This window comes from Streptomyces sp. NPDC059850, from assembly GCF_042731515.1.
Classification (GTDB): Bacteria; Actinomycetota; Actinomycetes; order Streptomycetales; family Streptomycetaceae; genus Streptomyces.
On sequence record NZ_JBHWJI010000002.1, the window covers coordinates 98,991 to 119,673 of the forward strand.

Here is a 20,683-nt window from a genome sequence, read left to right on the forward strand (position 1 = left end):
AGTGGTAGGTCCGACCTGGTCGGGTGGTGAGGCGTGTGTCTCGCTATCTGATATTGGGAGGGCACTTTCCGGCCGCTCGTTAGACTGAGCCGACCGCAACATTGAGATCTGCGAGGAGCGCACGTGGGCCTTGTCGTGCAGAAGTACGGAGGCTCCTCCGTTGCCGATGCCGAGGGCATCAAGCGGGTCGCCAAGCGAATCGTCGAAGCCAAGAAGAACGGCCACCAGGTGGTCGTCGTGGTTTCCGCGATGGGCGACACGACGGACGAGCTGATCGATCTCGCCGAGCAGGTATCCCCGATTCCTACTGGGCGCGAGTTCGACATGCTGCTGACCGCGGGAGAGCGAATCTCCATGGCATTGCTCGCCATGGCGATCAAAGACCTCGGTCACGAGGCGCTGTCGTTCACCGGCAGCCAGGCAGGAGTCATCACCGACGCGGTCCACAACAAAGCACGGATCATCGATGTCACGCCGGGGCGCATCCGCGACGCGCTCGAACTCGGCGCGGTCGCGATCGTCGCGGGCTTCCAGGGCGTGTCCCAGGAGAGCAAGGACATCACCACCCTCGGCCGGGGCGGCTCGGACACCACCGCGGTGGCCCTCGCCGCGGCCCTGGACGCCGAGGTGTGCGAGATCTACACCGACGTGGACGGAGTGTTCACCTCCGACCCGCGTGTGGTGACCAAGGCTCGCAAGATCAACGAAATCCCGTACGAGGACATGCTGGAGCTGGCCGCGAGCGGCTCCAAGGTGCTGCATCTGCGCTGCGTGGAGTACGCGCGCCGCTACAACATCCCCATCCACGTACGGTCGTCGTTCTCCGGCCATCAGGGCACCTGGGTGCGCAATCGGCAGGAAGCGGGAGAAGGAGAAGAAGGCATGGAGCAGGCGATCATCTCCGGGGTCGCGCACGACACGTCCGAGGCCAAGGTCACGGTCGTCGGGGTGCCGGACAAGCCGGGTGAGGCCGCGGCCATCTTCCGCACGATCTCGGACGCCGAGATCAACATCGACATGGTCGTGCAGAACGTCTCCGCCGCGTCGACCGGACTGACCGATATTTCGGTCACGCTGCCCAAGACGGACGGCCACCGGGCGATGGAGGCGCTGACCAAGGCGAAGCCGCAGATCGGCTTCGACTCGCTGCGCTACGACGACCAGATCGCCAAGATCTCGCTGATCGGCGCCGGGATGCGGACCAACCCGGGCGTGACCGCGACCTTCTTCGAGGCGCTGTCGAACGCCGGGGTCAACATCGAGCTGATCTCGACCTCCGAGATCCGTATCTCGGTCGTCACCCGCGCCGACGACGTGAAGGACGCGGTCCGCGCCGTGCACAGCGCGTTCGGCCTGGACAGCGACAGTGTCGAGGCGGTCGTGTACGGAGGTACCGGCCGATGACCCGGGCCGGCGGCGCCGGTGGCCGGAAGCCGACGCTCGCCGTCGTCGGTGCTACCGGTGCCGTCGGCACAGTCATGCTCTCGATCCTGTCCGAGCGGGCCGACGTCTGGGGCGAGATCCGGCTGATCGCCTCGCCGCGGTCGGCCGGCCGGAAGCTGACCCTCCGGGGCGAGCAGGTCGAGGTGATCGCGCTGGGCGAGGATGCCTTCGACGGCGTCGACGTCGCGATGTTCGACGTCCCCGACGAGGTCTCGGCCCAGTGGGCGCCGGTCGCGGTGAGCAAGGGCGCGGTCGTCGTGGACAACTCCGGCGCCTTCCGGATGGACCCGGACGTGCCGCTGGTCGTGCCCGAGGTGAACGCGCACGCGGCGCGGGTCCGGCCGCGCGGCATCATCGCCAACCCGAACTGCACCACGCTGTCGATGATCGTCGCGATGGGCGCGCTGCACGCCGAGTTCGGGCTGAGCGAGCTGATCGTCTCCTCGTACCAGGCCGTCTCCGGCGCGGGCAAGGAGGGCATCGACGCCCTGCGCGAGCAGATCGCGCTGGTCGCCGGTACGGAGCTGGGTACGCACCCGGGCGACGTACGGCGGGCGGTCGGCGAGACCGGGCCGTTCCCGGCGCCGATGGCGCTCAACGTGGTGCCGTTCGCGGGCTCGCTCAAGGAGGACGGCTGGTCCTCGGAGGAGCTGAAGGTACGGAACGAGTCCCGCAAGATCCTGGGGCTGCCCGGTCTGCGGGTCACCGCGACCTGTGTGCGCGTGCCCGTGATCACCACCCACTCGCTGGCCGTGCACGCGCGGTTCGAGAACGAGGTGACGGTGGAGGCGGCGCACGAGATCCTGGCCGGTGCGCCGGGTGTGGTGCTGTGCGACAACCCGGCGGAGGGCGAGTTCCCGACGCCCGCCGATGTCGTGGGCACCGACCCGACGTGGGTCGGCCGGGTGCGGCGCTCGCTGGACGACCCGAAGGCGCTCGAACTCTTCGTGTGCGGCGACAACCTCCGCAAGGGCGCGGCGCTCAACACCGCGCAGATCGGGGAGGTCGTCGCGGCGGAACTGACCGCCGCGTAGCGCCCCGCTGAGAGCCGTGGATAGAGCGCTGACAGCCCGTGGGTAGTGCGCCGCACGAGGTGCACACCCCGGACAATGTGAATATCCTGTGATCCGGGTAATGGCCTGGACCAGTTGATCCGGGCCAGATGGCCTGTCCGACGAACCGCTCCCCGCTTGCTGCAACCGACAGCGAGCGGGGAGCGTCTTTCTGGTCGCCCACCAGTGGGCGCTGTGAAAACTGGGCATAGGGGAGAGTTGGGGCGCATGGGGGGATATGGTGCAGCGTCAAAAGCGGTGCCTCGCGCGTACAACCCTGACGGGGGACAGCGTGTCCAACAGACGTGGCAGAGGCATTCGGCATCGCAACGGTTCCAGGGCGCGGCGGCACGGCAGTGCGGCCCCCGCGTCCGCGCGCATCAGGCGGTATGCCGGTGATCGCGCCATGGTCGACCGCCCGCCCCGCACCCCTCGCGGCAGGGCGCGAGGACGCTGACGACGCGATGGCGATGGCAGCGGGGACCACAGTCGATCACCTCACCGAGACCTACCGCGCCCACTACCGGTCGCTGCTGGGTCTCGCCGCGCTCCTCCTCGACGACACCGCGTCCTGCGAGGACGTGGTGCAGGAGGCGTTCATCCGCGTGCACTCGGCGCGCAAAAGAGTCCGCGACCCCGAAAAGACCCTCGCCTATCTGAGGCAGACGGTCGTCAACCTCTCCCGCTCCGCGCTGCGCCGCCGCATCCTCGGGCTGAAGCTGCTCTCCAAGCCGATGCCCGACATGGCCAGTGCCGAGGAAGGCGCGTACGACCAGCTGGAGCGCGACCAATTGATCAAGGCGATGAAAGGGCTGCAGCGCCGCCAGCGCGAGGTCCTCGTGCTGCGCTACTTCGCCGATATGACCGAGGCCCAGGTGGCCGAGACGCTGGGCATATCGCTCGGCTCGGTCAAGGCGTACGGCTCGCGCGGCATCGCGGCGCTCCGCGTCGCCATGGAGGCCCCCGCATGAACCACGAGAACGACACGCCGGGCCCGGAGGACCCCGACCGGAGGGACGACGTGAGCCCCGGCGGCACGGGTCCTGACGGCGCGGGTCCTGACGGCGCGGGTCCTGACGGCGCTGGCTCGGACAGCACCGGCGCAGACGGCGCGGGTGGCATGGACGAGCAGGCGCTACGGCGGATGCTGCGTCACGCGGTGGACGACCTGGAGCCGACCCCGCACTCCCTGGAGCAGCTGCGGCGCGCGGTGCCCGCCCGCCGGGCGCGGCGGCGCCAGGCCCTGGTGGGGGCCGCGGCGGCGGTGGTGCTCGGCGGCGCCGCGCTGCCCGCGCTGGTGCATGTGACGTCCGCGAGCAACGCCTCGAACGACCGCCCGGCCAACGCGGCCAGCAGCCACCGCACCCCGCAGGGGGGCGACAACGGCGGGCGCGGCGAGGGCAGCGGCGGCAAGGACCCCGACGGGCCCTCCGACAAGGCCCGCACCGAGCACCGCGACCACAAGGGCAAGGACGGCGAGAAGGGCGAGGACAAGCCGTCCAAGGGCGCCCAGGGCGGCGACTCCGGCGGCACCGCCCCCGACCCCACCAGCACGCTGAACGCCACCTCGCCGACCTGCTCGCGCACTCAGCTCGGCGGGGGCGGCGGATCGGCCGGAGCGGCGGACGCCGAGGGCCGGATCTACGGCTCGTTCCGTGTCGTGAACACCTCCGGTCAGGCCTGTGTGGTCGAGGGCGACGGTACCTACGGGGTGGCCGCCCAGGGCGCGGCGGACCCGGCGAAGGTCTTCTTCGTCGATCACACGGCGGGGGACGCGGCCAGCGGGCTGCCCGACCCGGCCACCGAGCCGGGCACCCTGATCCTGCAGCCGGGCCAGGCGTACGACGTCCGCTTCGCCTGGATACCGGCGTCCGGCGGCGGCACCAGCGGATGCCCCACATCCGGCGGCGATACGCCGACCAGCAGCCCCTCCCCGGACGCCGCGGGCGGCCCGGCGGACCAGCCCGGCTCGGGTGAGCCGAGCGGCGCCCCGGGCGGCGGTGGCGAGCAGCCCGCCGCGAGTGTCCAGGTCAGCTATACGCCGGAGGCGGGCGAGCCCGCGATCGGCAGCGTGACCCTGAACGGCGCCTGCGCGGGGACGGTCTACGGCACCGGTCTGCTGGCCTCCTCCTGAGCGCCGTCCGCGGCGTTCTCCCGGCGGCGTGAAGCCGGGGCCCGCCGCCGGGGGCCCGGCGCGGGGCCCGTACCGTGGGGGTGTGTATCGGTTTCTGCTGACACCCCGCTGGTGGGTGATCAACGTGTTCACCGTGCTGGCGATCCCGGTCTGCCTCTTCATGGGCAGCTGGCAGCTCAGCCGCTTCGAGACGCGCATCGACACGCACGAGCAGCAGCAGGACGATGCGGCCGGTGCCGAAAGGGCCGCGGTGAAGCCGCTGGGCGACCTGCTGCCGGTCACCACGGAGACCTCGGGGCGGCGGGCGACCGCCACCGGCCGGTATGACACCGAACACCAACTCCTCGTACCCGACCGGCGGCTCGGCGGCCGTACCGGTTTCTATGTGCTGACGCTGCTGCGCACCGACGAGGGCAAGGCGCTGCCCGTCGTCCGTGGCTGGCTGCCCGGGGACGCCGACTCCAAGGCCGACACCGCCAAGGTGCCCGCGCCGCCGTCCGGCCGGGTGACGGTCACCGGAGCGCTCCAGGCGACCGAGCACGAGGGCAGCGGCGGGTCGGCCGCGAGCGGCGCGCTGCCGCGCGGTCAGCTGGGCATGATCAGCGACGCCTCGCTGGTCAACCTGGTGCCGTACACCGTGTACGACGCGTGGATCACCTCCTCCCAGGCGCCCGGGGCCCTGCGGCCGGTGCCCCCCGTGGTGGCGGAGGGCACCGGGCTGGACCTCAAGGCGTTCCAGAACCTCGGCTACACCGGTGAGTGGTTCGTCTTCGCGGGCTTCGTGGTCTTCATGTGGTTCCGGCTCTTCCGGCGCGAGGTCGAGGCCGCCCGCGACCTCGCGCTCGGCCTCACTCCGGACGGGCCTGCGGCTTCGGAAGACTCGGACTCGGCAGATTCAGATGACGCTGAGCGAAATCGATCTCCAAGCGCAACTGCTTGATCCGCTCCTCGACCACGAGCGAGCCGTGCCCCGCGTCGTAGCGGTAGACCTCGTGCGGGGCGCCGCGGCGCACCAGCCGCTCGACGTAGTTGTCGATCTGCCGTATCGGGCAGCGCGGGTCGTTCACCCCGGCCGAGATGTAGACCGGCGCCCGCACCTCGTCCACGTAGGTCAGCGGGGAGGACGCCTCGAAGCGCTCGGGCACCTCCTCCGGGGTGCCCCCGAGGAGCGTGCGGTCCATCGCCTTCAGGGCCTCCATCTCGTCGTGGTAGGCCGTCACATAGTCCGCGACCGGGACCGCGGCCAGGCCCAGCGCCCAGGCCTCGGGCTGGGTGCCCAGACCCAGGAGCGTCAGATAGCCGCCCCAGGAGCCGCCCGACAGCACCAGCCGCTCGGGATCGGCCAGGCCTGAGGCCACCGCCCACTCCCGGACCGCCGCGATGTCCTCCAGCTCGATCAGCCCGACCCGGTGCTTGAGGGCGTCCGTCCAGGCCCGCCCGTAGCCGGTCGAGCCGCGGTAGTTGACCCGGACGACGGCGAAACCGTGGTCGACCCAGGCTGCCGTGCCTGCCGCGAACGAGTCGCTGTCGTGCCAGGTCGGCCCGCCGTGGATGTCGAAGACGGTGGGGAAGGGGCCCTCGCCCTCGGGCTTCTGCACCAGCGCGTGCACCCGCCCGCCCGGTCCGTCCACCCAGGCGTCGGTGACCGGCACCGACGCGGGGGCCTTGAACCCGGGCGGGTCGAGCACGGTCCGCCCGGTCGTCGACCGCACCTGCGGCGGCTGCTCGGCCGAGGACCACAGGAACTCGATCGCGCCGTCCGGCCGCGCGGAGGCGCCCCCGACCGACCCGGCCGGGGTCTCGACGCGGGTCAGCTCACCGGAGGCCAGCTCATACCGCCACAGCTCGCCGCGCGCCTGGTAGTCGTGGGAGACCAGCAGCGCCGAGCCGTCCGGGAACCAGTCCGCGCCGACATCGCCCGGCAGGTCGATGGCCAAGGCGGTCTCCACCCCGGTCAGCGGATCCCACACCATCGGCTCCCACCGGCCCCGCCGCTGGTGCCCGACCAGCAGCCGGGTGTCCCCGGCGACCGGCGCGAAGCCCATGACGGCCAGGCCCAGCTCCTCGGCGCCGCCCTTGGTGTCGTCCAGCTCCGCGACCGCCGTGCCGTCGAGCCGGACGACCCGGATCGCCGAGTGCATGGCGTCGCCGTGCTCGGTGTGCTCGACCGCGATCAGCGTCCCGTCGTACGACAGGTCGCCCACCCCGGCCGACTCGCGGTGCCGGTAGATCTCCCGGGGCTCGCCCTCCGGCGGCACCACATGGATCGTCGAGCCCTCCTCGTCCGTGGACCGGCCGACGACCGCCGTGCCGTCCCGGCCGAGCGCGAGACCCGCCGGGTAGGAGGGTTCGAGACCGGGCGCGGCGGGCTCGTCCGCCTCCGGCTGCCCGCCTTCGCGGCCCGCGCCGCCTTCGAAGGGCTGGCGCAGCCAGACCCCGAACTCATCACCATCGGTATCCGAGAACCACCAGATCCACCGGCCGTCCGGGGTCAGCACCCCGTCCGTCGTCCCGTTCGGCCGGTCCGTCACCTGGCGCTGCGCGCCGGTGGCCCGGTCCCATGCGTACAGCTCGTATGTGCCCGTGGCGTTCGAGACGAACAGCGACCGGTCGGGGGCGTCCTCCGCCCACTCCGGCAACCCCACTCGCGGTGCCCGAAACCGCTTTTCCCAGTCCGGCATGGACTCCGTGCTCTCAGTCATGACCCCATTCTGCGCCGCACCCCGACATCCGCGCTGGCGTCCCCTCGCGCCTGTGGATAACGTTCGCGGCGGGCATGGACAGACGGGGCCGTAATGGAGGGGGAGATGATGGGCGACATAGCCGCGACCGTGGAGACATATTGGGCGACGGCCCAGGCCAGGGACTGGAGGGCGTTCGGCGCGACCCTGGCCGACGATGTTCGCTACGAGCTTCCACAGACCCGGGAGCGGGTGGTCGGCCGGGACGGTGTGGTCCGCTTCAACGCCGAACAGCTCGGCGAGTGGAGCCTGGAGGTCGAGCGCGTGGTCGCCGACGCCACTCAGGCGGTCTCCTGGGTCCGGTTCAGCGACGAGGAGGAGGAGACGCAGGGCATCAGCTTCTTCACCGCCGCGCCGGACGGCAAGATCCAGACGATCACCGATTTCTGGCCCGCCGCGTACGAGCCTCCGGCCGGGCGTGACCAACTGACCGAGCGCTTCTGACGGATCTCCACCTGACAGATTCGCTCTGTCAGGTTCCACCTGACAGTCCCCCAGCCCTCAATCCCCCAATTCCCCGTACCCACCCCGCGATTCCCCGCCCCCGTCCCCTCCACCCCTCCCGGCGCTCGGCTAGCGCAGTTTCACCGGCAGCGTCTCGACGCCGTAGACGATGGACAGCTTCCGGTACTTGAGCTTGTCGGCGTCGACGGCCAGCCGCATCTCCGGGAACCGCCGGATCAGCGCCGGGTAGGCCGCGCGGAGTTCCATCTTGGCGAGTTCGGCGCCGATGCAGCGGTGAATGCCGTGGCCGAATGCCAGGTGAGAGGACGCCTGCCGGTGCGGATCGACCCGATCCATGTCCGGGCCCAGCTTCTCGTCGCGATTGGCGCCGCTCAGCGAGCACAGCACCAGATCCCCGGCGGATATCTTCGTGCCCGCTATCTCCATGTCCTCGCGCGCGAACCGCGGGAACGCCACCTGGACGACGGAGAGATAACGCAGCAGCTCATCCACGAAGCGGTCGACGACGTCTTCCTGGTCGCGTATCGCCGCGAACTGTTCGGGGGCCTGGAGCAGTACGAGCGTGCCGAGCGCCAGCATGCTCGCGGTGGTTTCCAGACCGCCGGTCAGTACCCCGTCGGCCAGCCCCGCCAGCTCCTGGTCGTCGATTTCGTCGCCGTGCTCCTTCACCAGCATGCCGAGCAGCCCGTCACCCGGTGATTCACGCTGCTTGCGGACGATTCCGTGCAGATACGCGAGCGAGTCCGACATGGCGCCGAAGGACGCGTTCGCCCCGCTGCCCAGATCGAATCGCGCCGTGCTGTGCCGCTGGAAGTCCTCGCGGTCCTCGTAGGGAACGCCGAGCAGTTCGCAGATGACGAGCGCCGGAATGGGGAGCGCGAACATCTCCACCAGGTCGACCGGGCCCTCGGCCGCGGCCATCTCGTCCAGCCGCTCCTCCACGATGGCGTGGATGCGCGGGGTGAGCCTGCTGAGCCGCCGCATCGTGAATTCGGGCGTCAGCAGCCGCCGCAGTCTCGTATGTGTCGGTGGATCGCTGAAGCCCAGGCCGCCGGGATTCTGCTGGTGGGCGACGCCGATGTTCTTCTCGGCGAGGTTGGTGAAGTCGGAGCTGAACCCCTTCGCCTTTCCCAGTACCGCCTTGGTCTCGTCATAGCCGGTGACGAGCCAGCCATTGATCCCGAAAGGGAGCCAAATCTTGCTGATAGGTTCCTTTGCCCGAGTTATGGAGAGATCGGCCACGGGGTCGAGTCCGTCACGCTTCAGCGGCGCCAGCGTGGCGTCCGGAAGAAACGACATCTTGGACAGATCGAACCCGTTCTTCTGAATCTTCGTAAAGTACTTGCGGCCCAGCCACGTGACGATGTTCGAGCGGAGATTCGACATGGGCGCAATACTGCCCTGCCGCGGCGGGTCGTCCGTCACACGTTGGCAGACGCGTCCCGGTGTGATGTGCCACAGCCGCGCGGCGGACCTGCCGCGCCCGCCCGCCCGGGCCGCTTCGTGATCAGTGCGGTGGCGCGGGCCGGGGGATCGGAGGAAAGTGAAGATATCGGGCGTGACGCGCGGTCGATGAGGCATGCGCCCCGGCCGAGCCCGGACGAGTGCCCGGCCGAGTGCCCGGCTGAGTGAGCGGCGGAGTGAGCGGAGTGAGGTGAGCGGCTTGCGGGAGAGGTTCCGTGCTGTCCAGGGAGCACCGTGCTGGGTGAGCCTGATGGCAGCCGATCTGGACCGCGCGCACGCCTTCTACGGAGATCTCTTCGGCTGGACGTTCCGCCCCACGCGGTACGGGCACGGCCGCTACACCATCGCGTGCACCGACGATGGCGTAGCGACGGTCGGCATCGGCGCGTCCGCCCCGTCGGCGGATGTGGCGCTGCCCGTCACCTGGACGACGTACTTCGCGGCGGACAGCGCGGACGAGGTGGCCTGGCGCGTCCAGGAGCGCGGCGGCACCGTCGCGGTCGGGCCGCTGGAATTCGGCAACGGACGGGTCGCCTGGGCGTCCGATCCGGAGGGCGCAGTCTTCGGCATCTGGGAGGGGAACCTCACCTCCGCCTGGTGGGGTGAGCGCAGACCGGGCGCTCCGGTGTGGCTGGAGTTGCGTACGCGTGACGCGTTCGACGCCGCGCTCTTCTACGGCCATGTCTTCGGCTGGGACGCCCAGCCGCGCGAGCGGTGCGATGTCCGCTTCGAGCATGACCGGGTGGTCCTGCACATCGACGGGAAGGCGGTGGCCGGGCTGCGCGGGGGCGCGCTGGAGGCCGCCCCCGATCCGAGTGTGCGGCCCCGCTGGCATGCCTATTTCCGGGTCGAGGACGCCGACCGGGTCGCCGAACGCACCGTGGAACTGGGCGGAAGCGTCGTTTCCCCGCCGGGCGACACCCCCTATGGCCGCATCGCGGCGCTCCGCGACGCCGAGGGCGGAATCTTCAGTGTGGCGGCGGTTCAGCGGGGCTCGACGGGTGAGCGGGACGGCGCTTAGGATCGGAGATACGGCATCGCGTGTCGGTCACCGGCTGGGTGAGGCATGGAGGTGCCCGTGAGATTGCCTTATTTGGAGGCATTCCACAGTGTCAGTCGAGCTGAATCACACCATCGTCCACTCCCGCGACAATCGGGAATCCGCCGAATTCCTGGCCAATATTCTGGGCCTGGAGGTGGGGGACGCCTGGGGGCCGTTCATACCGGTCTCCACCAGCAATGGGGTCACCCTGGACTTCGCCAGTATCCCGGCCGAGTCGATCACCATGCAGCACTACGCGTTCCTCATCTCCGAGGAGGAGTTCGACGCGGCGTTCCAGCGGATACGGGAACAGGGCATCACGTATTACGCCGATCCGCACGGTAAGCAGCCGGGCGAGATCAACCACCACTACGGCGGCCGCGGGCTGTACTTCATGGACCCGGCCGGTCATGGCATGGAGATCATCACCCAGCCTTACGACAACGAGTCCGCCTAACGGTGACGAGTCCGCCTAACGGCAACGAGTCCTCTTAGGGGACACTCCGGCGCGGCCGGGGCCTCGCGCCCCGGCCCGTTGGTCTCAGCGCGTCAGCGGTCGTGCGGCGTGATGCGCCGGTAGCCCGCCCGGGCGTTGACGACGCGGGCGCACGCCGTACCGACGACGGTCGCGCCGAGCAGGCACGCGAGCCAGGCGCCGTCGCGGCCGCCCGCCCAGGTCAGCACGCCGGCGGGCGGGATGGCGAAGGCGTTGAGGAACAGCCAGCACAGCACGGCCGTCCCCGGCGCCGCCACGAAGCGCGCGCACAGCCCGAGCACCGCGGCGAAGAGCGACAGCGCGATCAGGGCGAGCGTCGGCCGCCCGTGCCCGCCCAGCGAGTTGAGGACGGCCACCAGCAGCAGGGCTCCGGCGACCGCCGCGGACCAGATGACCGGGGTGGCGACAGGCTCGGGAACGGGCCGCATACCGACGCTGAGCTGCCGCCACTCGATCATGATCACCGTCTTTCTCGCGCGTCTCCGGGGGTAGGGACACCCGAACGCGGATTGTTCCACCGGGCCCCGGACCACTTCCGCCCATTACTTACTCTTTACCATTTGTTACGGTGGCGGGACGACACTTCGACCTGCGCGACCTGCGCGAAGGCGCGCTCGAACGAGGGGATGGCTGTGGGTGTTCCGCGGTTGAGCAGTACGCCGTTGCCGGGCATTGGAGTCCGTTACGACCTGACGACGCGGGACAAGGGCCGCCTGTCGGTGGTCGCGCACCGGGACGGCGGGCGGACGCTGAGCGCGTACCGCCGAGAGGATCCCGACGAATGCGCGCTGTCCACCCGGCTCACCCCGGGCGAGGCGGAGGCGCTCATCAGCGCGCTGATGCCCGCGCACCACAGCCCCACGCTGCTGTCCACCACCGAGCTGGGGCTGGTCGCCGAGCGGATCGAGCTGTCCCCGTACTCGTACTGGAACGGGCGGGTGCTGGGCGAGACGCGGACCCGCACCGAGACCGGCACCTCCATCGTGGCCGTGCTGCGCCGGGCGGACGCGATCCCTTCCCCGGCCCCGGACTTCCGGCTGGCGGGCGGCGACATCCTGATCGTGATCGGCACACGCGAGGGCGTGGAAGCCGCCGCGGCGATATTGGGGCGGGAGTGACAGACGGATGCACTCTTCCGCCCTCTTCCTGATCGAGTTCGGTGCCGTCATCCTCGGGCTGGGGCTGCTGGGCCGACTCGCCGGACGCTTCCAGTTCTCGCCCATTCCCCTCTATCTGCTCGCCGGGCTGGCCTTCGGCGAGGGCGGGCTGCTGCCGCTCGGGGCCAGTGAGGAGTTCGTCGCGATCGGCGCCGAAATCGGCGTCGTCCTGCTGCTGTTGATGCTCGGGCTCGAGTACTCCGCGAGCGATCTGGTCAGCAACCTCAAGACCCAGTACCCGGCCGGGCTGGTCGACGCCACGCTCAACGCCCTGCCCGGCGCCGCCATGGCGCTGCTGCTGGGTTGGGGTCCGGTGGCCGCCGTCGTACTGGCCGGGGTCACCTGGATCTCCTCGTCCGGCGTCATCGCCAAGGTCCTCCGCGATTTCGGGCGGCTCGGCAACCGCGAAACGCCGGTCATCCTGTCCATCCTGGTCCTCGAAGACCTCGCGATGGCCGTCTACCTGCCGATCGTCACCGCCCTGCTGGCCGGTGTCGGGCTGGCCGCGGGCAGCGTCACCCTGGCCATCGCGCTCGGCGTCGCGGGACTCGTCCTCTTCGTCGCCGTCCGCTTCGGCCGCCACATCTCGCGCTTCGTCTCCAGCGACGACCCTGAGAAGCTGCTGCTGGTGGTGCTGGGCCTGACCCTGCTGGTCGCCGGGATCGCCCAGCAGCTCCAGGTCTCCGCCGCCGTGGGCGCCTTCCTGGTGGGCATCGCCCTCACCGGCTCGGTCGCCGAGGGCACCCACAATCTGCTGAGCCCGCTGCGCGACCTGTTCGCCGCCGTCTTCTTCGTCTTCTTCGGCCTGCACACGGACCCCGCCAGCATCCCGCCGGTCCTGCTGCCCGCCCTGGCCCTGGCCATCGTCACCACCTGCACCAAGATCGCCACCGGCTACTGGGCCGCGCGGCGCGCCGGGATCTCCGTCAAGGGCCGCTGGCGCGCGGGCGGCACCCTGGTGGCGCGCGGCGAGTTCTCCATCGTCATCGCCGGGCTCGCCGTCACCGCGGGCATCGAACCGTCGCTGGGCCCCATGGCCACGGCGTACGTCCTGATCCTGGTCATCATCGGCCCGCTCACCGCTCGCTACACCGAGCCCCTGGCGCGCCGCCTCATCCGTCCGAAGCCCGCCGCGGCCCCCGCCGCCGACACCGACACCCCCGCCGACACCGCACCCACCGAGCCGAAAGCCCGCGAAACGCAACGCGGTTGACACTCCGGACAGCGCCGCGACACGATCCCGCCGGTGGAGATCACGGACCTGACACCGGCGGAGCGGCGCGTCTGGCGGGCCTTCCCGCTGGGTGAAGGCGTCGATTTCCGCGACAGCGAGGACGACGACCCCGAGGACGGCGCGTCCTGGGGCCCCGACCGGACCATACGTGGCGACGTACTGCGCGCGCTGCTGCTGGCCGGGCCGGTGAGGGACGGCGAGGTCGCGGGCCTGCGGCTCATCGGCGCACGCGTCACCGGACGGCTGCGGCTCACCTTCGGCGTGGCCGAGCACCCCGTCATCCTGCGGTCCTGCCACTTCGAGCAGCGGCCGAGCCTGCACGGGGCGCAGACGAGGGCGCTGGTGATCAGCGACTCCGTACTCCCCGGGCTCGACGCCGGAGCCCTCCGCGTGGACGGGGCGCTGCGCCTCACCGGCTCCCGGACAGCGGGCCCCGTACGGCTCGCCGGTGCGCGAATATCCGGCGCGCTCTTCGTGGACAGCGTGCGGCTGGGCACCCCGGGGGCCGAGTCCGAGGAAGCGGTTCTGCAGCTCAACCACGCCACCATCGGCACCGACATCTGGGCGACGAAGCTCATCGCCCACGGACAGATACGGCTCAACGAGGCCACCGTCACCGGTCAGGTGAACCTCGACAACAGCGAACTCCACGCCCCCGGCGACACCGCCCTGCACGCCGAGAACCTGTCCGTCGGCACCGATCTGCGCGCCATGCGGCTGCGCGCCCACGGCCGCGTCAACCTCAGCGGGGCCCGGGTGCCGCGCCACCTCAACCTGGCCTACGCCCGGCTGTCCCACCCCGACGGCCAGGCCCTGCGCGCCAGCAGCTGCGTCATCGGCGAGCTGTGGTTCCGCGAAGCCGCCCTCATCGAGGGCGATGTGAACCTGCGCCGCTCCCAGATCGACCTGCTGCACATCCGCCCCGAGGTCTGGCCCGACCGCGTACGGATCGACGGCCTCAGCTACCGCAGCCTCGCCCCGCACCTCCCCGCCGAAGAGCGGCTGCCGCTCCTGGAGCGCGAGAAGGAGGGCTATCTCCCGGCCTCGTACGAGCAGTTGACCACCGCCTACCGCGCCGCAGGCGACGAGGCCGCCGCCCGTACCGTCCAGCTCGCCAAGCTCCGCCGCCACCGCCGCACCCTGCCCCGCTACGCCCGCGCCTGGGGCCACCTCCAGGACGTCACCGTCGGCTACGGATTCCGGCCCCTGCGCGCCGCGGGCTGGCTCGGTGCCCTGCTCCTCACCGGCACGCTCGCCTTCGCCGTCCACCACCCGCGGCCCCTGAAACCGGGCGAGGCCCCCGATTTCAACCCGGTCTTCTACACCCTCGACCTGCTCCTCCCCATCATCGGCTTCGGGCAGGAGGGCGCCTTCGCGCCGCAGGGCGGGTACCAGTGGCTCTCGTACCTCCTGATCGTCACCGGCTGGATCCTGGCCACCACCACGGCGGCGGGCGTCAGCCGCTCCCTGAGCCGCCAATAGGGAGTGGCATCACTCCTCGGCGAGCACCACGATCGCGTCCCCCTCGTCCAGGACCAGCGGCGCGGCCTTGTCGGGGTTGAGGAAGACCCCGTAGGCGGGCGGTACGTCGGCGTGGCGCGCCAGCCGGTAGCCGAGGGCGGTCTCACCGCGCCGCCGGGCCGCCTCGACGACCGTCGCGAAGTTGGCCTCGGCCCCGGGCACCAAGTAGTTGGCGGCCGGTTTGAGGTAGATCTCCGATCCGTCCGGGTCGAAGAGGTCGATGAACACCGTGTAGAGGTCGCGGTTCTCGGTCAGCTGGGTCAGCAGCAGGCTGATGACCTTGGTGCTGACGATGAAGTCGTCGGCCTTGGTGACCTGGGCGATCTCCCGGTTGCTGTCGTCGTTCATCTCCGTGACGATCGAGTACGGATCGCCGAGCCGCACCTCGATGTCGCGCAGGTGCAGCAGCGTCACCAGCGTCCGGTCATCGGCGCGCTTGGGGTCGATGGTGTCGTCGGACAGCACCACGATGTGCTGGTAGCGGCCGAGGTCGAGGGTCTCCAGGGACGACCTGCGGGTCGGTTCGCACCGCCGGTGGCCGACCGTCAGGTTCTTCAGCCCGTCCGGTACGCCCTTGCGCGGCCGCCGAGGTGCCGCGATGTCCACCGCCGAGCCGGGCTCGACGAAGCTGTCCAGCAGCGTGATGAGCTTCGACGCCCGGGAGTTCCAGCCGATCAGCAGGGTGCGGTCCGGCACCGGCGGCCGTCCGGGCGCGGTGGTGATCGCCGACGGGACGATCTCGGGCCGGGTCTCGGCGCGACGTATCAGCAGATCGTCCTCGGCCATCACGAGCAGCTGGTCGTCGGCCCGGACGACGGTGTCCATCGGCGGGTTGACCAGCACCTCACCGTCGCTCCTGCGCAGCCCGGCGGCCATGCCCAGCCCGTAGTGGTCCAGGGTGTCCGCGTACGTCGAACCCGCCAGCGCGGGCTCCTCGTGGAAGTAGAACTCGTTGCCTTCGAAGCTGAGCAGCTCGTTGAAGACGCTGGAAAGACCCGATTGCCGGTGCGCCTGGGCGATGAGCCGTACGGCGATGTCGTCGGCGTCGACGATCAGCGCGTTCGACCCGGACGCGAGGCGCGCCGCGGGCAGGTTGTCCGAACTCTCCACGGCCGCCACGACGTTCGGCCGCGTGCCCTTCCACTTCCGGCTGTTGAGCAGCAGAAGCACCTTGATGACGTCCGTGTCGGTGTCGTCCCCGACCGGCGGCAACACCATGATCGACTTGGCGGTGTCGGGGCTCACCAGCTCCAGGTCGCCGCGCTCCAGCGGGCTTCCGGAACGGCAGACCACCCGGGTACGGCCGGTCGTGGGGATCCGGTGGCGGATCTGGTCCTCCATATCGACCTTGTCGTGGTCGGCGAGGATCACCACACAGGAGCGGCGGGCGCTCTGGTTGGCCTCCACCAGCTCCGCGATCACCGTGAACACCTGGTCCGACCAGCCCAGCACGATCGTGTGGCCGCGCTCGATCAGCCGCGACCGGCCCTTACGGAGCATCTGGATCCGGTTCTCCAGGCCCGTGGTGAGCACACCGATGAGCGCGCTGACGATGAAGATGCCGCCGATCGTGACGGTGAGCATCAGCACCAGGAACAGCGGACGGCCCTCGTCCCCGCCCATGGTCCCCGGATCGAGCGTACGCAGCAGACTCATCCACACCACGCCCGACCAGCCGCCGCTCTTGCGGGTGTCCTCGTGGCTGAACGCGACGACCAGCGTGGAGACGAAGGCGATCAGCGCGAGCGAGGCGAGGCCGAGCCAGCCGATCAGGGCGGGCGTCCCGCGGTCCATCGTGCCGTCGAACCAATACCGCAGCCGGTCCCGCAGCCTCATCGCACGTCCCCATCCCCCCGGCCACCCACCGGTCTTACGGTCTCCCAGAGCAGTTGATCATTCTCGCAGGGTTACGTTCGTCCGCTCACCAAGCGGCGTGCGCCTGCGGCCCGGCCTCGACGGACGGTTCGCCGCCCGCCTCGGCGAACGCCTGCAGCGCCTCGATCAGATGACGGCGCTGTCCGGCGGGCATGACGTCGACGATGCCCGCGATCTCCTGGCGGCGCCGATCGGTGACCTCGGCCACGACCCGCCGCCCGTCCGGGGTGAGCGAGATCATGCTGGTACGCCGGTCCTCGGCGGAGACGCCGCGCGCGACCACGCCCGTCGTGACCAGGCGGTCGATCATGCGCATGGTGGTCGACGGCTGAACCCCCAGCTCCCCGGCCAGCCCGGACAGGCTCAGCGGCCCTCCGGCGTCCAGGACGACCAGCATCCGGAACTGCGGCAGCGTCAGGGACTCCTCCACCGCGGCCAACGACCGGGCGGAGACGGCGATGAGCAGCCGGGACGCGGTCAGCACGGCGGTGACCATCGCCTCGGCGTCGGACTCGGGAATGTCGGGCTCGGCGGCCTCGATATCGGACTGGGGGCCTAAGTGACTGCGCGGCATAGGCCCCTTTCTACTCCCCACCCCAACCCCCGGCGCACGCCGCCGTGCCCCGCCGCTATTGCGAATCTCTTGCAATAGCGATCGGCATGCAGCAAGCTGAAGCGGTACGGGGTCGGCCCGACTACCTCTCGAGACCGCGCCTGGGTCGGTCCGGGCACGTCCTTCCCGATAGGTGATCGCCTTCTCACTCGGCACCCGCCGGACGTTGGCCGACCCCGTTCCCGTACCTCTCCCTGCCATCCTGAACGCATGGCGGAACTGAACGGACAGCCTGCGGACCCTGACGCCCTGGCGATACTGGCGCTCACCAATTACGGCCACTTCACCAGCATGCGCGTCGATGACCAGCGCGTACGCGGCCTGAGCCATCACCTCGAGCGACTGGCGCGGGACTGCGCGGCGGTCTTCGGCGCCGACCTCGACCCCGACCTGGTCCGGCGCTACGTGCGCCAGGCGGCAGCCGATCGCAGCGGCGCGTCCGTCGTCCGCGTCACGATCTTCGACCCCGGCATCGACCTGGGCCACCCGTCTAAGGCGAACACCCCGAACATCCTGGTCACCGCCCGTCCCGCTCCCGCCCTGCCCCTGCCTCCCCTGCGGGTGAAGACCATCCGCTACGAACGCGACGCCCCGGCCATCAAGCACACCGGCCTCTTCGGCTCCCTCCACACCCGCCGCGCCGCACAGCTCGACGGCTACGACGACGCCCTGTTCACCACCCCGGACGGCCGGATCTCCGAGGGCCCGACGTGGAACGTCGGCTTCATCAACGACGACGACGTGATCTGGCCCGAGGCATCCGTCCTCCCCGGAGTCACCATGGCCCTGCTCCAACACCACACCCCCCACACCACGGCCCCGATCACCCCCGCCGACACCCAGCACCTGCACGCGGCCTTCGCCACGAACACAAGCATCGGCGTGCGTGCCCTCTCCGCCATCGACGAGACCCCGCTGCCCCCGGAACACCCCCAGCTCGCCCGCCTACGAGACACCTACCTGACCATCCCCGGCGAACCGCTGTAGCCACCCCCGCTCTCAGCCCAACTCCTCCCGGGCGGGCAGATCCTGGGCGATGCCGTCAGCTGACAGGAATACCCGGCCCCGCTCAAGGTCGACGGCGACTATCCGCACCCATTCGTCCTGCCCCTCGCGGACAACCTCCGCGCGGTCCACGTCCGGCTCGGCGAGCGGAACGAGCCCCTCGACGCAGTCGGCGATGCGCACGAAGAATCCGATCGACGCGATCTTCGTGACACATCCGGTGACAACCTGACCGACACGCTCCAGGAACCGAGGAAGCAGGTCCTCGTGCTCAGCCCACTCGCGAAGCACGATGCCCACCTGGTGATTGTGCTCGGCGTGCCACACCACCTCGCCGGTGACGAGCTGCCCCACGGTCGGCAGTTCCATACACCTGGGCATCCTGTCGACTCCGGCCAGTCCAACGGCTTCGGGGCAGCCGTCAATGGAGAGGAAGACGCCGAACGGTCGTCTGCCGATGACCTCACCGGCGACGCGCAGCGCTCGCGCACCCGGTCAACTGGACCTGGCAGAGGCCCGCTTGGCCAAGCCTGACGGTATCCACTGGGCGCCAGCAGCGCCGCCATCGCGGAATGTGGCTGCGCGACGCCACCCCGCTCCGCGCTCCTCGAATTCGTAGCGAACGGTGGCAGCCCCCCGGTCGCCCCAAATGAGTCAGGGGCCCGACCCGCTTTCGCGGATCAGGCCCCTGACCTGTGTTCCTTCAGTCGGGGTGGCGGGATTTGAACCCACGACCTCTTCGTCCCGAACGAAGCGCGCTGCCAAGCTGCGCTACACCCCGAAGCAACGAGCTCTACTTTAGCGGACCCGTGGCCAGACACGAAATCCGGTTCCGGGGGCCTCGCAGGTCGGGGCCCCCGGAGGGGGTCAGGGGGTTTGGGGGGTGAGGGTGAGGAGGGTGGCTTCCGGGGGGCAGGCGAAGCGGACGGGGGTGTAGCGGTTGGTGCCGCAGCCCGCGGAGACGTGGAGGTAGGAGGTGTGGCCTCCGGCCTCGTGGGTGGAGAGCCCCTTGACCCGGCGGGTGTCCAGGTCGCAGTTGGTGACCAGGGCGCCGTAGAAGGGGATGCACAGCTGGCCGCCGTGGGTGTGGCCCGCGAGGATCAGGGGGTAGCGGTCGGCCGTGAAGGCGTCGAGGACACGGAGGTACGGGGCGTGGACCACGGCGAGGGAGAGGTCCGCGCCGGTTTCCGGGCCGCCGGTGACCTCGGCATAGCGGTCGCGCTTGATGTGGGGGTCGTCGAGGCCGGTGAGGGCGATCTCCACGTCGTCCAGCTTGAGCCGCCCGCGGGTGTTCGACAGGCCGACCCAGCCGGCCGCGTCGAAGGCGTCGCGCAGCTCCGTCCACGGGTTGTGGACGGCGCCGACGGCCGGGGCGTTGCCGTTCAGACCGTGGCGGCCGCTGGCCTTTTCCAGCAGATAGCGGGCGGGGTTGCGCAGCTTCGGTCCGTAGTAGTCGTTGGAGCCGAAGACGTACGCGCCGGGGAACTCCATCAGCGGGCCGAGCGCGTCGAGGACCTCCGGGACGCCTTCCGGGTCGGAGAGGTTGTCACCGGTGTTCACGACGAAGTCGGGGCGCAGACCGGCGAGCGACTGGAGCCAGCGCTGCTTCTTGCGCTGCCCGCTCACCATGTGGATGTCGGAGACCTGCAGGACGCGCAGCGGCCGCATGCCGCGCGGCAGCACGGGCACGGTGATGCGGCGGAGCCTGAAGGACCGCACTTCGAAGCCGACGGCGTAGGCGAGACCGGCTGCGCCGACCGCCGTGATTCCCAGAGGTACTCCGTATCGCGCGCGCATGGTCTCCATGGTCGCAGAACGCCGCCGGGGGAGAAATCTTCGGGTGATTCCCGGCCAGTGCTGGCAGACTCGTCGCCATGACCACCACGCTCAAGTCCAGGCTGCACGACGATCTCACCGCAGCGATCAAGGCGCGCGATGAGCTGCGCTCGTCCACGCTCCGGCTCACCATCACCGCGATCTCGAAGGAAGAGGTCGCGGGCGAGAGCGCCCGTGAGCTGTCCGACGCCGACGTGGAGAAGATCATCGCGCGCGAGGCGAAGAAGCGCCGCGAGGCGGCCGAGGCGTTCGACAAGGGCGGCCGGGCGGAGCAGGCGGAGCGGGAGCGGGCCGAGGGCGAGGTGCTCGCCGGGTATCTGCCGCAGCCGCTGACGGACGACGAGCTGAACGCGCTGGTCGCGGAGGCGGTACGGGAGGCCGTCGCGGGCGGCGCCGAGGGGCCGCGGGCGATGGGCGCGGTGATGAAGATCGTGAACCCGAAGATCGCGGGCCGGGCCGAGGGCGGCCGGGTCGCCGCCGCGGTGAAGCGCCAGCTCGCGGGCGGGTAGCGCGTACGAAGAAGAAGGAGGGGCCCGGACGATCTCTCGTCCGGGCCCCTCCCGCGTTCAGCCAGCCGCTCGGCCAGCCATCAGCCAGCCGGAGCG

Annotated in this window: 20 protein-coding genes and 1 tRNA gene; 13 read left to right on the forward strand and 8 right to left on the reverse strand. The window is 70.5% G+C overall.

What is annotated here, in order from left to right; translation table 11 throughout:
• The first annotated feature begins 123 nt into the window (after positions 1-123).
• The 5 genes from ACFV9T_RS02370 to ACFV9T_RS02390 all read left to right on the forward strand — a co-directional run bounded on the left by ACFV9T_RS02370 (position 124) and on the right by ACFV9T_RS02390 (position 5,569).
• Entirely contained in the window at positions 124-1,404 is a 1,281-nt protein-coding gene (locus ACFV9T_RS02370) for an aspartate kinase (RefSeq protein ID WP_358614645.1), read from the forward strand.
• Positions 1,401-2,477, forward strand: coding sequence for an aspartate-semialdehyde dehydrogenase (locus ACFV9T_RS02375; RefSeq protein WP_385436212.1), 1,077 nt, complete (start codon positions 1,401-1,403; stop codon positions 2,475-2,477). The genes ACFV9T_RS02370 and ACFV9T_RS02375 overlap by 4 nt, the downstream gene beginning before the upstream one ends.
• Positions 2,478-2,884: 407 nt before the next feature.
• On the forward strand, positions 2,885-3,466 hold the full coding sequence (locus tag ACFV9T_RS02380) for a SigE family RNA polymerase sigma factor (RefSeq protein ID WP_039938466.1): 582 nt from the start codon (positions 2,885-2,887) through the stop codon (positions 3,464-3,466).
• Positions 3,463-4,629 (forward strand): hypothetical protein, encoded by a 1,167-nt coding sequence (locus ACFV9T_RS02385; RefSeq protein ID WP_385436213.1) that lies wholly within the window; start codon positions 3,463-3,465, stop codon positions 4,627-4,629. Before ACFV9T_RS02380 ends, ACFV9T_RS02385 begins: the two co-directional genes overlap by 4 nt.
• Before the next feature lie 82 nt (positions 4,630-4,711).
• Positions 4,712-5,569 (forward strand): SURF1 family protein, encoded by an 858-nt coding sequence (locus tag ACFV9T_RS02390; RefSeq protein ID WP_385436214.1) that lies wholly within the window; start codon positions 4,712-4,714, stop codon positions 5,567-5,569.
• Here ACFV9T_RS02390 and ACFV9T_RS02395 read toward each other — a convergent pair.
• Positions 5,478-7,310 carry a prolyl oligopeptidase family serine peptidase gene (locus ACFV9T_RS02395; RefSeq protein ID WP_385436364.1) on the reverse strand — a complete coding sequence of 611 codons (1,833 nt, stop codon included), beginning with the start codon at positions 7,308-7,310 and terminating at the stop codon, positions 5,478-5,480. The genes ACFV9T_RS02390 and ACFV9T_RS02395 overlap by 92 nt on opposite strands.
• Before the next feature lie 129 nt (positions 7,311-7,439).
• On the opposite strand from ACFV9T_RS02395, the gene ACFV9T_RS02400 reads away from it, so the two are divergent.
• Entirely contained in the window at positions 7,440-7,814 is a 375-nt protein-coding gene (locus ACFV9T_RS02400) for a nuclear transport factor 2 family protein (protein ID WP_385436365.1), read from the forward strand.
• A 129-nt stretch (positions 7,815-7,943) separates the two neighbouring features.
• Here the strand turns inward: ACFV9T_RS02400 and ACFV9T_RS02405 are convergent, their stop codons facing one another.
• Positions 7,944-9,221: a cytochrome P450 gene (locus tag ACFV9T_RS02405; protein WP_385436215.1), complete on the reverse strand. Its 1,278-nt coding sequence runs from the start codon at positions 9,219-9,221 to the stop codon at positions 7,944-7,946.
• 328 nt (positions 9,222-9,549) lie between these two features.
• Between ACFV9T_RS02405 and ACFV9T_RS02410 the strand changes: the two genes are divergently transcribed.
• A complete protein-coding gene (locus tag ACFV9T_RS02410; protein ID WP_385436366.1) occupies positions 9,550-10,320 on the forward strand; it encodes a VOC family protein in 771 nt (256 codons plus the stop codon).
• Positions 10,321-10,408: 88 nt separating this feature from the next.
• A complete protein-coding gene (locus tag ACFV9T_RS02415; protein ID WP_385436216.1) occupies positions 10,409-10,798 on the forward strand; it encodes a VOC family protein in 390 nt (129 codons plus the stop codon).
• A gap of 92 nt (positions 10,799-10,890) precedes the next feature.
• Here the strand turns inward: ACFV9T_RS02415 and ACFV9T_RS02420 are convergent, their stop codons facing one another.
• Positions 10,891-11,295: a hypothetical protein gene (locus ACFV9T_RS02420; RefSeq protein ID WP_385436217.1), complete on the reverse strand. Its 405-nt coding sequence runs from the start codon at positions 11,293-11,295 to the stop codon at positions 10,891-10,893.
• Between the two features lie 168 nt (positions 11,296-11,463).
• On the opposite strand from ACFV9T_RS02420, the gene ACFV9T_RS02425 reads away from it, so the two are divergent.
• The 3 genes from ACFV9T_RS02425 to ACFV9T_RS02435 are packed head-to-tail and all read left to right on the forward strand — an operon-like array spanning position 11,464 to position 14,710.
• Positions 11,464-11,955: a cation:proton antiporter regulatory subunit gene (locus ACFV9T_RS02425; protein WP_385436218.1), complete on the forward strand. Its 492-nt coding sequence runs from the start codon at positions 11,464-11,466 to the stop codon at positions 11,953-11,955.
• A gap of 7 nt (positions 11,956-11,962) precedes the next feature.
• A complete protein-coding gene (locus ACFV9T_RS02430) occupies positions 11,963-13,207 on the forward strand; it encodes a cation:proton antiporter (RefSeq protein WP_385436219.1) in 1,245 nt (414 codons plus the stop codon).
• 33 nt (positions 13,208-13,240) lie between these two features.
• Positions 13,241-14,710 carry a membrane-associated oxidoreductase gene (locus tag ACFV9T_RS02435; RefSeq protein ID WP_385436220.1) on the forward strand — a complete coding sequence of 490 codons (1,470 nt, stop codon included), beginning with the start codon at positions 13,241-13,243 and terminating at the stop codon, positions 14,708-14,710.
• 9 nt (positions 14,711-14,719) lie between these two features.
• Here ACFV9T_RS02435 and ACFV9T_RS02440 read toward each other — a convergent pair whose 3' ends face one another.
• Positions 14,720-16,585, reverse strand: a complete 1,866-nt coding sequence (locus ACFV9T_RS02440; RefSeq protein ID WP_385436221.1) for a potassium transporter TrkA — start codon at positions 16,583-16,585, stop codon at positions 14,720-14,722.
• 85 nt (positions 16,586-16,670) lie between these two features.
• Positions 16,671-17,198, reverse strand: a complete 528-nt coding sequence (locus ACFV9T_RS02445; protein ID WP_385436222.1) for a MarR family winged helix-turn-helix transcriptional regulator — start codon at positions 17,196-17,198, stop codon at positions 16,671-16,673.
• A 249-nt stretch (positions 17,199-17,447) separates the two neighbouring features.
• Here ACFV9T_RS02445 and ACFV9T_RS02450 point away from each other — a divergent pair, with 249 nt between their 5' ends.
• On the forward strand, positions 17,448-18,224 hold the full coding sequence (locus ACFV9T_RS02450) for an aminotransferase class IV family protein (protein WP_385436223.1): 777 nt from the start codon (positions 17,448-17,450) through the stop codon (positions 18,222-18,224).
• 12 nt (positions 18,225-18,236) lie between these two features.
• Here the strand turns inward: ACFV9T_RS02450 and ACFV9T_RS02455 are convergent, their stop codons facing one another.
• The 3 genes from ACFV9T_RS02455 to ACFV9T_RS02465 form a co-directional block, all read right to left on the reverse strand.
• A complete protein-coding gene (locus tag ACFV9T_RS02455; protein ID WP_385436224.1) occupies positions 18,237-18,611 on the reverse strand; it encodes a S1 RNA-binding domain-containing protein in 375 nt (124 codons plus the stop codon).
• Positions 18,612-18,949: 338 nt separating this feature from the next.
• Positions 18,950-19,023, reverse strand: a tRNA-Pro gene (locus ACFV9T_RS02460).
• Between the two features lie 86 nt (positions 19,024-19,109).
• A complete protein-coding gene (locus tag ACFV9T_RS02465; protein ID WP_385436225.1) occupies positions 19,110-20,039 on the reverse strand; it encodes a metallophosphoesterase in 930 nt (309 codons plus the stop codon).
• Between the two features lie 77 nt (positions 20,040-20,116).
• Here ACFV9T_RS02465 and ACFV9T_RS02470 point away from each other — a divergent pair, with 77 nt between their 5' ends.
• Complete coding sequence (locus ACFV9T_RS02470) at positions 20,117-20,587, forward strand: GatB/YqeY domain-containing protein (protein WP_385436226.1); 471 nt, start codon at positions 20,117-20,119, stop codon at positions 20,585-20,587.
• The last annotated feature ends 96 nt before the right edge of the window (positions 20,588-20,683 follow it).

Excerpts from the sequence above, each read along its gene's own strand:
- ACFV9T_RS02470 (WP_385436226.1), top strand. The coding sequence starts at position 20,117 with ATGACCACCACGCTCAAGTCCAGGCTGCACGACGATCTCACCGCAGCG.
- ACFV9T_RS02385 (WP_385436213.1), top strand. The coding sequence starts at position 3,463 with ATGAACCACGAGAACGACACGCCGGGCCCGGAGGACCCCGACCGGAGG.
- ACFV9T_RS02450 (WP_385436223.1), top strand. The coding sequence starts at position 17,448 with ATGGCGGAACTGAACGGACAGCCTGCGGACCCTGACGCCCTGGCGATA.
- ACFV9T_RS02420 (WP_385436217.1), bottom strand. The coding sequence starts at position 11,295 with ATGATCGAGTGGCGGCAGCTCAGCGTCGGTATGCGGCCCGTTCCCGAG.
- ACFV9T_RS02400 (WP_385436365.1), top strand. The coding sequence starts at position 7,440 with ATGGGCGACATAGCCGCGACCGTGGAGACATATTGGGCGACGGCCCAG.
- ACFV9T_RS02375 (WP_385436212.1), top strand. The coding sequence starts at position 1,401 with ATGACCCGGGCCGGCGGCGCCGGTGGCCGGAAGCCGACGCTCGCCGTC.
- ACFV9T_RS02395 (WP_385436364.1), bottom strand. The coding sequence starts at position 7,310 with ATGCCGGACTGGGAAAAGCGGTTTCGGGCACCGCGAGTGGGGTTGCCG.
- ACFV9T_RS02405 (WP_385436215.1), bottom strand. The coding sequence starts at position 9,221 with ATGTCGAATCTCCGCTCGAACATCGTCACGTGGCTGGGCCGCAAGTAC.
- ACFV9T_RS02425 (WP_385436218.1), top strand. The coding sequence starts at position 11,464 with ATGGCTGTGGGTGTTCCGCGGTTGAGCAGTACGCCGTTGCCGGGCATT.
- ACFV9T_RS02440 (WP_385436221.1), bottom strand. The coding sequence starts at position 16,585 with ATGAGGCTGCGGGACCGGCTGCGGTATTGGTTCGACGGCACGATGGAC.
- ACFV9T_RS02455 (WP_385436224.1), bottom strand. The coding sequence starts at position 18,611 with ATGGAACTGCCGACCGTGGGGCAGCTCGTCACCGGCGAGGTGGTGTGG.
- ACFV9T_RS02430 (WP_385436219.1), top strand. The coding sequence starts at position 11,963 with ATGCACTCTTCCGCCCTCTTCCTGATCGAGTTCGGTGCCGTCATCCTC.
- ACFV9T_RS02465 (WP_385436225.1), bottom strand. The coding sequence starts at position 20,039 with ATGCGCGCGCGATACGGAGTACCTCTGGGAATCACGGCGGTCGGCGCA.
- ACFV9T_RS02445 (WP_385436222.1), bottom strand. The coding sequence starts at position 17,198 with ATGCCGCGCAGTCACTTAGGCCCCCAGTCCGATATCGAGGCCGCCGAG.
- ACFV9T_RS02380 (WP_039938466.1), top strand. The coding sequence starts at position 2,885 with ATGCCGGTGATCGCGCCATGGTCGACCGCCCGCCCCGCACCCCTCGCG.
- ACFV9T_RS02410 (WP_385436366.1), top strand. The coding sequence starts at position 9,550 with ATGGCAGCCGATCTGGACCGCGCGCACGCCTTCTACGGAGATCTCTTC.